The sequence below is a fragment of the Solirubrobacter pauli genome (genome assembly GCF_003633755.1).
GTDB lineage: Bacteria > Actinomycetota > Thermoleophilia > Solirubrobacterales > Solirubrobacteraceae > Solirubrobacter > Solirubrobacter pauli.
The window spans coordinates 360,812-374,038 of record NZ_RBIL01000001.1 but is presented as its reverse complement, the minus strand read 5'-3'; the positions used below and the strand labels follow the sequence as shown (position 1 = coordinate 374,038).

16 protein-coding genes are annotated in these 13,227 nt (G+C 68.1%); 3 read left to right on the top strand and 13 right to left on the bottom strand.

All coding sequences use genetic code 11. From position 1 onward, the window contains the following. The first annotated feature begins 22 nt into the window (after positions 1–22). Complete coding sequence (locus C8N24_RS01705) at positions 23–442, top strand: hypothetical protein (RefSeq protein ID WP_121247340.1); 420 nt, start codon at positions 23–25, stop codon at positions 440–442. A 124-nt stretch (positions 443–566) separates the two neighbouring features. Further along, a complete protein-coding gene (locus tag C8N24_RS33230; protein ID WP_147447565.1) occupies positions 567–779 on the top strand; it encodes a hypothetical protein in 213 nt (70 codons plus the stop codon). A 220-nt stretch (positions 780–999) separates the two neighbouring features. Here the strand turns inward: C8N24_RS33230 and C8N24_RS01700 are convergent, their stop codons facing one another. Further along, positions 1,000–1,419 (bottom strand): hypothetical protein, encoded by a 420-nt coding sequence (locus tag C8N24_RS01700; RefSeq protein ID WP_121247336.1) that lies wholly within the window; start codon positions 1,417–1,419, stop codon positions 1,000–1,002. Positions 1,420–1,536: 117 nt separating this feature from the next. Between C8N24_RS01700 and C8N24_RS01695 the strand changes: the two genes are divergently transcribed. Beyond that, positions 1,537–1,977 (top strand): hypothetical protein, encoded by a 441-nt coding sequence (locus C8N24_RS01695; protein WP_121247333.1) that lies wholly within the window; start codon positions 1,537–1,539, stop codon positions 1,975–1,977. 71 nt (positions 1,978–2,048) lie between these two features. Here the strand turns inward: C8N24_RS01695 and C8N24_RS01690 are convergent, their stop codons facing one another. From C8N24_RS01690 to C8N24_RS01625, 12 genes are all read right to left on the bottom strand, one after another. Continuing rightward, the gene (locus C8N24_RS01690; RefSeq protein WP_147447564.1) at positions 2,049–2,270 is read right to left on the bottom strand and encodes a hypothetical protein; all 222 of its coding nucleotides are present in this window, start codon (positions 2,268–2,270) and stop codon (positions 2,049–2,051) included. 758 nt (positions 2,271–3,028) lie between these two features. After that, on the bottom strand, positions 3,029–3,256 hold the full coding sequence (locus tag C8N24_RS01680; protein ID WP_147447563.1) for a hypothetical protein: 228 nt from the start codon (positions 3,254–3,256) through the stop codon (positions 3,029–3,031). 146 nt (positions 3,257–3,402) lie between these two features. After that, a complete protein-coding gene (locus tag C8N24_RS01675) occupies positions 3,403–4,143 on the bottom strand; it encodes an NYN domain-containing protein (protein ID WP_121247321.1) in 741 nt (246 codons plus the stop codon). After that, on the bottom strand, positions 4,107–4,541 hold the full coding sequence (locus tag C8N24_RS01670) for a hypothetical protein (protein ID WP_147447562.1): 435 nt from the start codon (positions 4,539–4,541) through the stop codon (positions 4,107–4,109). The genes C8N24_RS01675 and C8N24_RS01670 overlap by 37 nt, the downstream gene beginning before the upstream one ends. Positions 4,542–5,402: 861 nt before the next feature. Next, positions 5,403–5,840, bottom strand: coding sequence for a hypothetical protein (locus tag C8N24_RS01660; RefSeq protein WP_121247315.1), 438 nt, complete (start codon positions 5,838–5,840; stop codon positions 5,403–5,405). Between the two features lie 240 nt (positions 5,841–6,080). Beyond that, positions 6,081–6,794: a hypothetical protein gene (locus tag C8N24_RS01655; RefSeq protein ID WP_121247312.1), complete on the bottom strand. Its 714-nt coding sequence runs from the start codon at positions 6,792–6,794 to the stop codon at positions 6,081–6,083. Positions 6,795–6,921: 127 nt separating this feature from the next. Then, the gene (locus tag C8N24_RS01650; RefSeq protein ID WP_170178771.1) at positions 6,922–7,707 is read right to left on the bottom strand and encodes a DUF3560 domain-containing protein; all 786 of its coding nucleotides are present in this window, start codon (positions 7,705–7,707) and stop codon (positions 6,922–6,924) included. A 116-nt stretch (positions 7,708–7,823) separates the two neighbouring features. Next, positions 7,824–8,090, bottom strand: a complete 267-nt coding sequence (locus C8N24_RS01645; RefSeq protein ID WP_147447561.1) for a hypothetical protein — start codon at positions 8,088–8,090, stop codon at positions 7,824–7,826. Between the two features lie 164 nt (positions 8,091–8,254). Next, positions 8,255–8,527, bottom strand: a complete 273-nt coding sequence (locus C8N24_RS01640; RefSeq protein ID WP_121247301.1) for a hypothetical protein — start codon at positions 8,525–8,527, stop codon at positions 8,255–8,257. Continuing rightward, on the bottom strand, positions 8,527–8,856 hold the full coding sequence (locus C8N24_RS01635) for a PDDEXK family nuclease (RefSeq protein ID WP_121247298.1): 330 nt from the start codon (positions 8,854–8,856) through the stop codon (positions 8,527–8,529). The genes C8N24_RS01640 and C8N24_RS01635 overlap by 1 nt, the downstream gene beginning before the upstream one ends. Then, on the bottom strand, positions 8,856–9,326 hold the full coding sequence (locus C8N24_RS01630; protein WP_121247295.1) for a hypothetical protein: 471 nt from the start codon (positions 9,324–9,326) through the stop codon (positions 8,856–8,858). Before C8N24_RS01630 ends, C8N24_RS01635 begins: the two co-directional genes overlap by 1 nt. A gap of 157 nt (positions 9,327–9,483) precedes the next feature. After that, positions 9,484–13,071, bottom strand: a complete 3,588-nt coding sequence (locus tag C8N24_RS01625; RefSeq protein WP_170178770.1) for a helicase-related protein — start codon at positions 13,069–13,071, stop codon at positions 9,484–9,486. Positions 13,072–13,227 lie beyond the last annotated feature (156 nt).

Below are 13,227 nucleotides of genomic sequence, written 5' to 3'. Positions count from 1 at the left end.
CTTGCCGACGGAAGCGCGCTCGGTGGAGCTGCTCACGGCGCAGATAGTCCACGAGGCGCGCTTTCGCGAGACTGGTGTCGTGCACAGCGTTCTGGAAATCCGCTCGCCGTCGAACGGCACTGGGTGGGCTGACGAGTGGACCTTCACAGGCGCTGACGATCGGCTGCTGCGTGAGTTGTTGGGTCAGTTGACGAATCACGAGACGGAGCCGCCAGCCGAGGTCTGGGACGACCGAAAGCTGCGTCACGCGATCCTCGCTGACGATCGTTGGCGTGCTGCGATGTTGTGGTGGGACGATGACACGCCCCGCGTCATCGATCTGAGCAACCGGCGCGCCCGAAAAGCGTGGACGTCCGACGGAGCGCTGCAGCTTGCCGACATCCTGCCCGAACGCTTCTCTGACGTGCGGGACGCGATCGTTCGACGATTCGCGGCGTCCTAGCGAGCCAGCCACGCCGCGACCCCTCGTCGTGCGGGAACCTTCGTGAGGCGACCGGCGTGAGGCGCGGTGGCGGGGTATCACCGCTCTCGTGAGGTCTCCCCGTACGGCATACCGTGTTCTGGTCGTGCTGGCTCCGATCGTGATCCTGTTCACGGTCCTGGCCGCTGTTGATGGGCTTTGGCTTGGTGCCCTCAGCGGTCTGCTGGTCACCGTGAGCGGCGTGACGAGCCTGCGAAGTGCTCGTCGCCGCGGGATCTCCTGGAACTGGCCGCGGTCCTGGCGCGAGCTCCGCGAATACGAATCGCCCTCGACGCCCGCGCCATCGGCGCGTGACTGAGCGTTAAGCACATCTCTCTGCCGCTAGCGGGCACGCTCTCGTCGCGAAGTGATCCTTCGACGGAATCGCTTCGTTGGCTCCGCGATCCGCTGCCGTGTGTAACGGACGCTTCGGGCGCAAGTCGCAAGTCGAGGCGCCTGATCAGGTATCCGCTCCAAAGGGGCTCCTGGCCTTGACCAGTCGGGCGCAGGGACCGGCGCCCTCGGCCACGCAGAACCGATCAGGCGGTTGAGCCGATGCGGCCTCGGTCTAGCGTCCATTCGTGCCACCTGACGATGGCCTCGGCGATCCACCGGTTCTTGTGACGTTGACGGTCGCTGAGGGTGCCCATGTAGTCGCGGCCGATGTGATCGAGGTGGTCGGCGAGCTTGGACGCGGCGCGTTCGGGATTAGCGGGCGATCGGACAAGGTTCACGATGCCGTCCAGATAGGCGTCGTATTCGTCCCAGCCTGCATCGACCGCCCCGACGGGATCCCAGCCGGTCATGAGGATGCATCTCAGTTCCGCCTCACCGCTGGTACGCCACCACCGTAGCCAGGGCTCGGGTGCGGTCTCGAGCAGTGCTCGCGCAGCCGTGCTCTCATCGAGAATCGGCTGAATCTGCTCCCTGAAGGCGTCGCCGAGGCTTCCCAACTCCATCTCGTGAAAGTAGCCCTTCTCGACGATTCCACCTATTGCGGCGAGTTTCGGCGCGGCCAGGCACGTCCGTCATCAGACGGACATGTCGCGTGCAGCGCCAACGGGTATCCGCGTCACATGGGCATCGACGAGTACGAGCCCCGGCTGCGCGCTCTGCTGTCAGAGCGCACCTCGGGCGGTCTGACGGGTGAGATCGCTTGGTCAGCGTCCATCGATCTCGCTCGCGAGCCTGTGACACCGCCGCTGTTGCGCTACCACGAGTCGTTTCAACTTGAGGCGGACTCCTGGCCAGTGGGCGACGTGGTCGTGAGCCTTCGCCGACGCCTCGCGCATATCGACGAGACGGGAGACTCAGTCGAATCGACGACCTTCCATTGCGAGTTGATCTTCGACGAGGCCGACGGGCATCACCTGGATCGCGTCCTTCTTGATGAAGAGACGGACCCGCGCGTGCTCGGAGTCGAGGACCTTGACCGCCACGGCCGGGGCTGCCCGGGTATCCGTCGTCTTCTGACCGCCGAAACGCGAGTCAACATCTGGGCCGACGGAAGAACGTGATCAGCGCGCGACTCGGCCGTTTGGCCAGACATAAAGCGGACCGAAGTAGCGCATTTCGACGAAGACGCTCGTTAAGAGTTGCCGAATGATCGGCGCCCCGCACGTCGAGTGACCCACCGCCGATGAGCAAGCGCGCCTCCCGCGCTGATGGCGAGCCCGAGCGCGAGGGACGCCCAGAGGCCGAGGCCGTACGCGCTTGAGATTCCGCTCGACGTCAGGAAGACCACGAGATAGATGAATAGGGAGATGGCGTCGTTGTCGTCGTCCGACTCGGCTTCGCGCACGTCGCTCATGCGAGCACGCGTACCCGCCGTCTCGACCTCCAGCACGTGTTCTTGGGCGACGCGCAGAGTGGTGCTTTTCGACGAATGGATCCCTCACGTCGCGTGATTCTGAGGACGGGATCGCGAGATGAGGTCAGGCGCCGCCGACCCCGCTACCTGCGCCACCGCTGCCGTTCGCGGCGCGGTCGTACGACTTGTAGTGCGCACGAGCGGCGGCTCGGCGCTGTGCCTTCTCCGCCCGTGTCTCGGTGGGGTTGCCGCGTCGGGCGCTCCACCGGAGCCGGCGCGCGCGAAGGGGATGAAGGGGCATGCGCAGAAGCTACGCCCGCGAAGATGACGCGGCGATGAAGAGGCATAGGAAAGCGACTCGTGCGTGCCGGGAAGCAGCGCTTCTCGACGATCTAGCTACTTCGCCGAGCCACCCGACTTCAGCGCGGGTGCAGCTTGTCGCTTGGCACTGGGGTCGGCGCCTACTCGTCAGCGCTTGCGCTGAACCGGTCCACGCCGTCGACGAGCGCCGTTCCGACAAGGCGACTAGGCTCAGGTCCCTCGATCAGCCGGACTAGAAACTCGGTCGCGGTCATCAAGACCAGCTCATGGAGTTGTTCGTCTTCTCTCAAGACAACCACTGGCCAGTGGGCCGGCTCGCCTCTCGTAAGCCAATACAGGTCGTGCTCGTTCGCGATCGTCGCCCACTTCACGAGCGCCCTTGGCCGGCCACAGCCGGTATGGGGGCCAGTCGTTGGCGAGCACCTCGCGGTATCCCGTTAGCTCCTTGGGGACTCCCGAGTGCGATCAACGATGTCGAAGTACCCCCGGGGGTTGTCGACCGACAGCAGAAAGACGTAATCGTCGAACGCACCAGGTCCGTACACCGCCATCAGCTCCGTGAAGTCGGACGGAAGCGCGAGCGTTCGCCCGTCGGCATCGATGACAAGGCCCGATGGCACTGGGTTCGGAGGCGGCGAGACGTGCTGTCTGAGGCGATCGAGCATCGACAGACCGTGGTCGCCCAAAGCGCCACCGAACCTACCGTGGAGATGGGGAAACCGCATGGCGCACAAGTAGCGCGTTTCGACGAACTCGCCATACAGGCGGTCGGCATCCGAGCGGGGGGGCCGACCACGATTCGACTCGCTGATCAGGAGACAGCTGGCTGCAGGCGCACCCACAGTTGGCTCAGACCGGCGGCGCCCGGCACCTCTTTGACCTCTACGTAGGCCTGAGCTCGAACGAGCTCGCCGAGTTTGCCGTGGCCGTGATCGCGCGGGTCGAACGCGGCATCGCTCTTGCTCAGATACGACCCGACCTCGGCAAGATTCGACCAGCCATCGTCCTTGGCGGTACTGCTGATCGCCGACGACAAGACTCGCTTGAGATCGCGTCGGCGATGCGCCGGGGTTTCATCGCCAGCGGCTTTCGGCGTCGGCTTCTGCGACTCGCGCGTAAGCAGGTCGAGGTAGATGAACCGGTCGCAGGCCGCCACGAACGGTTCGGGGGTGCTTCGCCTGCCCAGCCCGTAGACGATCATCCCGGACTCCCGGAGCCTGGTGGCCAGCCGCGTGAAGTCGCTGTCGCTCGATACGAGCGCGAAGCCTTCCACGTTGCCGGCGTAGAGCAGGTCCATCGCGTCGATGATCAGCGCCGAGTCTGTCGAGTTCTTTCCGTGGGTGTACGCGAACTGCTGGATCGGCTGGATCGCGTGCCGGAGCAGCTCGTCTTTCCAGCCCGCCAACTGCTGCGTGGTCCAATCCCCGTACGCGCGTTTGATCGTCGGGGTCCCGTACTTGGCGATCTCGGCCAACAGCTCCGCCGTCAGCAGTGCCGTTGTGTTGTCCGAGTCGATCAGAACGGCAAGTCGAGCGAGATCCTGAGCGGCCACGCCGGGATATTGACGCAACGGAGATCACGGCTTACACCGCCGCGCTCGATGTCCGAGGTGTAGTGCTTCTCGACGGTTCCGCTACCTCGGTCAGCTCGCTCGGGACCGCTACGGTCGGGCCAGCCGCCGCCGCAAGGCCGCGAAAATGCGAGCGCCCAAGCGCTGATGTCGAGTGCCGTGACAGCCGCAGCGCCGAGCATCAGCGGATAGAGCTCTTCGCATACGTCGTCGCACGTGGCCGAGTCGTCAACGATCGCGAACGCGACGGCGGTCGCGATCCCGATCAGCACCGTGACGGCAGCAACGCCGAGGGCCGTTCGCTCCCACTGGCACCGCCCGAGGATCACGAGGGGAGCCACCGCCACTGCGCCGAGGGCCAGCACAGCGATGAGACTCATGCTCAAGAGATCGTCCGGCACGGCGGACCTTGAGAGACGTGGCTGTTCCCTCGCGTCAGCGAACCGAACGCGAATAGCGCTTTTCCACGATTCCGCTACTTCGCCGGCCGCCGGGCCGCCGCGCTGTCGCTTTGCATGGAAAGCACAAGTGAGCACCGAGCGCAGGTATCCTTTGTCGCGTGGAGGCTACCCACGTCAATGGTCCTGAGCAGCATCACGAGCATGACGATCTTCCTACGCTGCCAGAGTCGGGAGCATTGGTCGACAGCGCGCGCCTCGTCTCGGCCGTCGCTGGAGCGGTAACGGCGGGCGCAGTAGCCGCCGGGCCCGTAGGGGCCGTGCTTGCTGGCGTTGTAGGGGCCGTCCTGAGCGGTGCCGTTGCGGCGCACGAGAGGCGCCGCCAGCGCCAGCAATCGACGTAGAGCCGGTTGTCTTCGGACCTTCGACTAGCGTTCTACGCCGGAATCACGGTCGCTGTCGTCTACCTAGTTGGGCGCACGGTTCGTCATCGCGGGGTCGGATGGCCAATCACCGATCTCTTCGAGGCCATTACGTTGGCTATTGCACCTGTGCCTGTGCCTGGGGCTCTCGAGATGCTCAGCAAGGCCGTCCAGGAAGAGGATCTTCCGATTCTCAATTCTGTCGAAAGTCGGATCGCCCTTGGTTTCGGCGGCGCGCTTCTTCTCGGCGCTATCGCGTTCACGCTCGCAGTCGGCCTCAAGCGAGGCTGGCGAGCGCCGGGCTCTTGAGCTCGGGAGCTCGCGCCGCTGGCTGCTGCGTCGGACGAGAACCGCAAGCGCCGCGTCCCGGCTGGTATGGGGTCTGTTCAGGTTCAGCGCAGAGCTGGAGGCGTGGTGACGCTTACTGCCAGGTGGCGGTGGAGCCGTAGCCGGTGACTTCGTCCTCGCGGATGGCCGCGAGGTTGGGGGCGCGATTGGTGTCGCGGTCCCAGACGGCCTTCTGGTCGAGGTAGCGCTCGACGCGGGTGCTGGGCGTGGCGCCCTGCAGGCGGTCGATCTCGGCGGCCGCCTGGCGCTTGCTGGTCGGGGTGACGAAGGTCTGCCCGGTGCGCATCGCGAGCGTGCGCAGGTGCTGCAGCTGTCGGGGGGTGGGCGGCTCGGTGTCCTTGGCGGCGCGGCGCTCGTTGTCGAGGGCGATCAGGCGGCTGATCTCGCGGTGCGCGATGAAGGAGCTCGTCGGCTCGGTGTAGGTCTCGCCGAGGCGGTCGCACAGCTCCTGGAGGAGCTTGGTCTGCTTGTCGCTGGCGGGCTTGTGCGTGCGGGTGCTGGTGGCGGTCATGGTGGCTCCGTGTCGTAAGCGGGTTGAACTGAGCCCCAACAGGGCGAGCCGGGACTGAGCCGGCTGTCAAGGGCGACCGCAGGGAGGCACTGCTTCCCTTGACTGACGGCGACCGGCCGCAAGATGAGGGCGTTCAACCGGGCGACACCCGAGCCTGTTCCATGTCTGCTGCTGTCCCGCACGGCTGCCCGCGTCAGCGGCACGGGACCTTCTCCCGGTGTGCGAGTGGGAGGCCGTGGCTTAGCTCGGACGGGCCTTGGGCCCGGGAGCAGTCGTCCTGGTCGCGCGGAGCGCGTTGGCCACGGTCTCGATGCGGCGCTCGAGGTCTTCTTCGACGCCCAGGGCTTCGATGATGATGGCGGCGTGTTCGACGTCGTCGTAGGGCAGCTCGCCGCGGTGGTAGACGGTCACGGCGGCTTCGGCGATCTGCTCGATCCAGTCCACGACGGCGAGCGTTTCACGCGCGGGCGGCCGCGGCCATCCCCTATCTGCGGTATCGCCTGGGGGAGGCGCTACGCCGACGTGGTCGGTGCCGTGAACAGCTCGGCGTAGTCGCCGCGTGCGCGCGGCGTTGACGCGCTCGAGCGTCGTGTCGAAGAACGCGTGCAGGCGCTTGGCGTTGTACCGGACGATCGGCTCGCCGGCGAGGCGCTGCATCGGGTCCTGAAACAGCGCGAACGTGGTGGCGAAGTGGCGGCCGTGGCGGTAGATGTCGTGCTGGACGCGCAGCGTTGCGGTGAAGCCGTTGCGGTTGGAGTCGTGGTCGCAGGTGAGCACGACCACGCGCTGGTGGGTCTCGTCGCTTATGCCCTCGGCCGGGAACGGCTCGCCGAGCGTCCAGGTGGCGGTGATGGTGCGGCGGTCGAGGCGGTGCTCGATCGTCGGCGCGGCGCTCTCGGGCGCCTGCGCGGCGGCGGGGGTGGGCGTGTCGGTGTCGAACAGCGTCGCGGTCATCTGGTCCTCGCGGTGGTCTGGCCGGCCGGTGGCCGCGCCTGGTTGCTGGATGGAGTCGAGAGTGAGCGGGCGCGCAGGTGCGCGCCCGGTGGAAGGTCGGGCGGCTGGCCGCCTGCCGGTGCAGTGGTCAGGTCGCGGCCGACTGCTTGGGGCGGTGATCCTTGATCTCGGTGTAGGCGTAGGTGAGCGGTCGCGGCATCCCCACGTGGCACGAGACGGTCTTGGGGTTCGCTCGGGCGACTTCGCACCACCCGTGGCGGATGCGGACGTAGTCGCCGGCCTTGATGTCCTCGCGGGTGTAGATGCGCGCGCCGGTCTCTTCGAGCTTGCGCTGCCAGAGCGCGAGTTCGTCGCGCGCCTGGGCAAGTCGTGCCGTCAGGCCTTCGCGCCACGCGAGCACCTGCGGCTTGGTGTTGTCCTGGGAGCTGTCGAGGTTGCGCTGCAGCTCGCGAATCTCGCGCTCGCGGTCGGCGATACGGCGGCCGATGAACGCGGGGTCCTCGCGGCGGGCAACGTCCGCCTGTGCGCTGCGGGCCACGTGCGCGGCGGCCTGGCTGGCGTTGCTGGCTTGCACCGAGCGCGTCATCGCCGCGCGTGAGCGATCAAGGTCGCGCTCGTGCCGGCGTTGGGAGTGGTGACCGACCAGGACGGGCTGGCCGAGCGGGATGTGCTCGACGATCGCGTTTGACTGGGCGTGCTCGGTGCGTGCGCGCTCGGCGAGGTGTTCGCTGCGTCCGGCAAGGGACTCGGCGCGGTGGGAGCGAGCGGCGACGTAGGCCGCTTCGCGTTGCTCTGCGGTTCCGTTGTCGACCTCGATCTGGACGTCGAACCCGGCGGCGCGGCGGTCACTGGCGAGCGCGTCGATCGTGTGTTGGCGGGCGGTCGCGCCACGCGTGTTGCGCAGGAACCACACGCCCTGCGTGCGGCCCCAGCGGAACCCATGCTGCTTGACGATCTCACCGGAGCCGTCGCCCTTGCTGGTGCCGTCGACGGTGGTCCCGTCGCTTGGGGTGTGAGCGATCGTCAGCATCAGACGGTCTCTTCCTCGTCGGCGAGGGCTTCTTGGGCGGCGAGCGTGTCGCTGATCTGGTAGCCGATGCCCCACACGTTGGACGGGTAGGGGCGGCCGTGCTCCTGGCAGACCGCGCGGGTAGCGTCGGCGAGCTGCGCGAGCTCGGCGACGGTGTCAAGGCCCAGCGCCTTGCACAGCTGGGGGTTGGTCCACGTGCCCGGGCGTGAGCCGAGCGTGCTGATCAGGCGGGCCTGCATCCGCGGCCCGGTCAGTGCGCGTGCCATGTGGCCCGTCCTCGCGGGGTGTTGGTGGTGAGCATGTAGGGACCTCCTGGGCCCGTGAAGGGTTCAAGACCGCCCCGCCGGTGCGGGGCCCTGCGGCCGCCTCAACGCACGCGTGCGTGCGACATTTGGGCGAGCCCGGGGCCCGCCTCCGGCGGCGATCGCGGTTAGTGGTCGGCGTCGAGCGCCGAGAAGTCCAGGCGCTGCACGTCCAGGCCGACGGCGACGCAGGCGCTGCGGATCGCGTGGGCGTGATCGTCGGTGCTGACGATGGTCGTGATCTGGTCGGAGTGCCAGACCGCGTAGGGCTTGAAGTTGCCGTTGCGGGTGATCAGGACGTGGCCTTTGGGCCCGTCGACCGCGGTCTGCTCGCGCTCGAGCACGTCGCGGTAGCGGCTGATGGTCCCGTCGGGGTGCGTGGGCAGACGCAGCGCGCTCATCAGAACGCGCCTTCACTGTGGTCGAGCGTGCGCAGCGCGCCGCCCTCGTCGAGTCTTACGTGGATCGCGTCAAAGCGCAGGTCCGCGCCGATGGGGCTGGCGGGCGTGTCGGTGATCCAGACGGCGGCGCGCCGGCGCATCAGGGTCCGCTCGCGCAGCGAGGGCTCGGTGCGGTCGACTTCGCCGGTGGTCAGCTGCGCGAACACCAGGACCGACCCGTCGTAGGCGACCAGCGAGAGGAGACCGAAGCGCGTCTGGCGGTCGTGATCGAGAATGCGGAAGCCGAGACGCTGAAAGTGCTCGGCGGCGTAGGTGCTGGAGGCGTCCATCAGGCGTCGCCGTGGTGGTCGATGTTCACGCCGGCCGAGCGCAAGAAGGCGACGGCGTCAAAGTGCGGGTAGCGGGTCGCCAGACGCGTGCCGAAGGTCATCGACAGCGTGTCGATCACGGAAAGCTCGTCGTTGTCGTCGTCATGGCCGGGGTTGTCGCGCTTGGCCTCCTCGCGCATCTCCTTGAGCGTGAGGGCGAGGATGTTGGCCAGGCCGGTGCTGGCGACTTCGACGCGGACCATGTCACGGTCGAGCGCTCCGAGGGAGGCGAGGAAGTGCGGGATGCAGTTGGTGCCGCCGACGTCGTTGCCTTCGGCGCGCTGCGCGAGCTCGGCGAGCGCGTTGGCGTGCTCGGTGCACACGTCGGCGAGGTACTGCAGGCCGCAGTCGCGGCGCAGGCGTTCGATCTGCTCGACGATCGGCGGAATGCGCTGGTCGAGGGCGACTTGCAGTGGTGTCTGGGTGGTCATGCGCGCCTCCGGGGGGTGTTGAGGGTCAGGCGGCCCACCGGGGTGGGGGCCCGTTTCGGCTCGCCTGCGCACGCCTTGCGTGCGAACCTGGGCGAGACCGGGCCCCGCCCCTGGCGGGCGGTGGTGGTGCGCGGGCCGTTGCGGGGCCCGCGCGCGGTCAGAACGCGAGCGCGAGCTGCCCGTGGTCGGCTTCGATGACCGGTAGGTCAGGCGTGCCGGCGAGCAGCCGGTCGACGCGGTCTTGGTCGAGCACGCCCGCGTTGGGCCGGGTCGGCGCAGCGGTGAGCAGCGTCGGGACCTGGTCGAGCATCGTCTCGACCGGCGGGGGCGGCGCAAGGTGCGCGAAGGGGCCTTCGGCGCGGTCCCAGCGCGCTTTGATCTCGCGCTCGTCGATCTCGTCACCGGAGAGCGCGAAGCCTTGGCGCTTCATCTGCTCGACGACCTGCTGCCAGCCAATCTCGCGCTCGTCCTGCTCGATGAGCTGTCCGTCGAGGGCGAGGTCTGAGCTGGCGCCCTTGGCGTTGAGCAGGTCGTGCTTGCGCGCGGCCATGAACTGGCCTTTGGGCATGGGCACGTAGATGTTCACCGGCTTGACCGAGGAGAGCCGGTGCACGCGCGCCATCGCCTGCGCCTTGGCCTCGTGGCTCCACTCTTGGCCGACGAACACCGCCACGCTGGCGGTGTCGAGGTTGTGGCCCTGCTTGACGGCCTTGATGCCGACGCAGAGCACTTGCGTGTCGCCGAAGCGGAACCCGCGCATGGCGGCCGCCCGCTTTCTGGGGTTCTTGGTGGCGGCCTTGCCGTCGCGTTCTTCGACGATGTGCGCCGCGCGCACGCCGCGGTCGAGCAGCTGGCCGCAGAACCAGCGGCCGGTCTCGATGAGGTCTGAGAAGACGACGACCTTCTCGCCGGCGCGGGCGTGCTCGAGCACGATCTCCAGCGACTTGAGGTTGGCTGGGGTCCAGTTGGACACGCCCTCAAGCAGCTCGCGCGTCGTCTCGTCGGCGGTGTTGGCGACCAGCCAGTCAAGGTCGGGATCCGCAGCGGGGAGGGTGGAGGCGTACTCCATCTTCCACAGCAGCCCGAGCGCGGCCTCAAAGCGCTCCACCACGCCTGCTTCGACGAGCGGGTGGTACGGGTTCTTGTGGGCGAAGAAGGCGACGAACTGCTTGGCCCACTGCTTGTTCATCGCGGCCTGCGCGCGACCGGCGGGCACCCAGATCGGGTGGATGGTGCACGGGACCAGCGGCTCGCCGGTGTCTTCCTTGCGCCGGCGGATCATGCCGCCGCACAGCAGCCGCCAGAGCATCGAGAGGTTGGTCACGCGCGGCAGCACCTTGCGCGCCGCGTTCTTGGAGTCCTTGCCGCCGCCGTAGAGCGTCTCGATGACGCAGAAGTCGTTCTCGAACTTGCCGCGCCCGGTGGTGAAGTCGTAGGGGAAGCGCTCGGTCGCGTTTCCGAGGCACCACCAGAGCAGCTTGAACGCGTCGTTGACGTAGTTCTTGATCGGGGTGCCGGTGCCGCCGAAGCGGTGATCGGAGCGCAGCGCGCAGACGGCGTCGGCGCGCAGCGAGTCCCCGGAGGCGTTGGTGATCTCGTCGACCATGATCGCGCCGCGGCGGAACGCGATGCTCAGCTCGTGACCGGCGGTGTGCACGCGCAGGCGCTTGTGCACGTAGCTGCAACTCTTGCAGACCTTGCCGTCCCACAGGATCGGCTCGCCGTCGGCCGCGCCGGCGGTCTGCAGGCAGTTGGGGCAGACCTCATCGGTGGTCAGCAGCCCCAGCAGGTCCAGCTTGCCGTCTTCGCGGGCGGGGCGCAGCGGGACGCCGGTGTGCTTGATGGCGTGCGCGCGCATCTCGGCCGGGAGCCGGTAGAACTCGCGCGGGTGCACCACGTACGTGGTGTGCGCGTCGCTCTTGCGGCGCGACCAGGTGGGGAGGTTGAGCGAGTCGTCCCGGCGGCCGGTGAGCGACAGGCCCTCCATGTGGACCATGAACCAGCCCGAGCCGCCGCCTGCGACGTGCTGGGCGACTTGGTGCGCGTGCGCGGGACCTTCGACGATGGTGAACTCGCGCCCGAAGAACCGCTTGGCCTCGTCCTGCCACTGCGGGATCAGGTCCTGCGGGACCACGAACAGCGCGGCCGGCTGGACGCCGAGCCAATCCAGCGCGATCGCGAGCGCCATCAGGCCCAGCGACTTGCCCAGGCCCTGTTCCCAGGCGAGCAGCCCGGAGCGCTTGACCAGCATCCGCGCCAGGTCCTCGACCTGGAAGTCCTTGAAGTTCCAGCGGATGCGCCCCTCGGCCAGCGGGCCTTCGTGCCCGTGCAGTCCGAAGCGCGCGGCGATCGCGCGCAGCACGTCGCGCATCGCGTCCACTTCGAGCGGATAGAGGCTGGCCAGGTCGCCCGGGTCGGGCAGCTCGAAGTGCTCTAGCAGGTACTTGATCTGATCGGGCTCCTCGTCGAACGAGTGCGGGCCGATCGTGATCTCCAGCAGCTTGCGCGTCTGCTTGAAGGCGCGCACGGACTGCTCGCCGTCGCGGTTGGTGTGCACGCGCTCGCCGTTGGTCACCGACTCCTTCGAGCGGACCGCGAGGTCGTAGCGCTCACCGGCCAGGTAGCCGCGCTCGGCGTCCGTACGCGTACAAACGATCGAGTCCAGATCGTCCAGGTAGCCGAGCCGCTGCTGCGGGCGGATCGGGTAGTTGGGGACCAGCAGCCGCTTGGCGTCGCCGATGATCGACTCGACCCGCGCGGCGACGACGGGATCGACGGTCACGAGCTCGTCGCGGGCGGCAACCTCGATCGCCCGCCACTCGCGCGCGTTGTAGGCGAAGTAGGACGGCGACTGGCCGTTCAAGCGCCGCAGCTGCTGCAGCTGCCCGGACTTGGCCATCGCGAGCTGCGCGAACGGCGAGAGCCGCACGCGCAGCTTGTTGGCCTTGATGGTGATGTCGTGGCTGGCCTGCTGGCCGGCCTCGAGCGCCTTGCGGCGCTTGTCGTGCTCGGCGTTGATCGTCGCCCACGCCGCCGCGTGATCGGGCGGCGTGAGGTACGTGTACGTGGTCACGCGCGGGCTGCAGCGCTCCTGCCGCGCGTCGACGACCCACGTGTGCAGGTCGGTGAGCTCGGCGCGCGTGACCTTGCGGCGCGCCGGGGCAGGCGCATCGTCCTTGAGCTGATGCGGCTGGACGAAGAACGCCATCACGCACGGCAGCACGACGCCGTCAAAGAGGTCGTCGCACTCGATGACCGCGTAGACGCCGCGCGCCTCCGGTGCCCCGGCGATCTGCCGGTCATAGCGGCCCTGGCCGGCGATCAGCACGCCCAGCCCGTCGGCCTCCATGACGCCGAGGCCGAAGCGCAGCGCCTGCAGCGTGCTGTTGACCTTCTTGCCCGACGGGTCGGTCCAGTCCAGACCGAACGGCGGGTTCAGCGCCACAGCCGGGAACGTGAGCCGCGACAGGCGCAGCAGCGGATACACGCGCTGCAGGTCGCCGTGGATCGCGTAGTAGTCCCCGGACTCGACCTGGTCTGAGTCGATCTCGATGCCGTACCGGCGGCCCTTGGGCCAGCCGGTGATCAGCGACCCGTCACCGGCGGTGAGGTCGAGCACGTTGCGGTTGTGGGTGCCCAGCACCGCGGCGACCAGCCGAGCCGCCTCAGGCGGGCTGTAGTGCTGCTGCAAGCCCTTGGCGTGACGGTCGCCGGCGTTGCGCAGCACGTCCGGGCTGGAAGCCAACACCTCAGCCGTCAATGCGCCGCCAAACAGGCGCGAGCCCTTGCCGCCCTGAGCGGAACGCGGTTCAAGTGGGAGTGCGGTCATCGCCGGTTGCTGCCTCCATGCAGGTCGATTCCGGCCCCGCTCGGTGCGGAGCCTGTGCCCCAGCCCCACGCA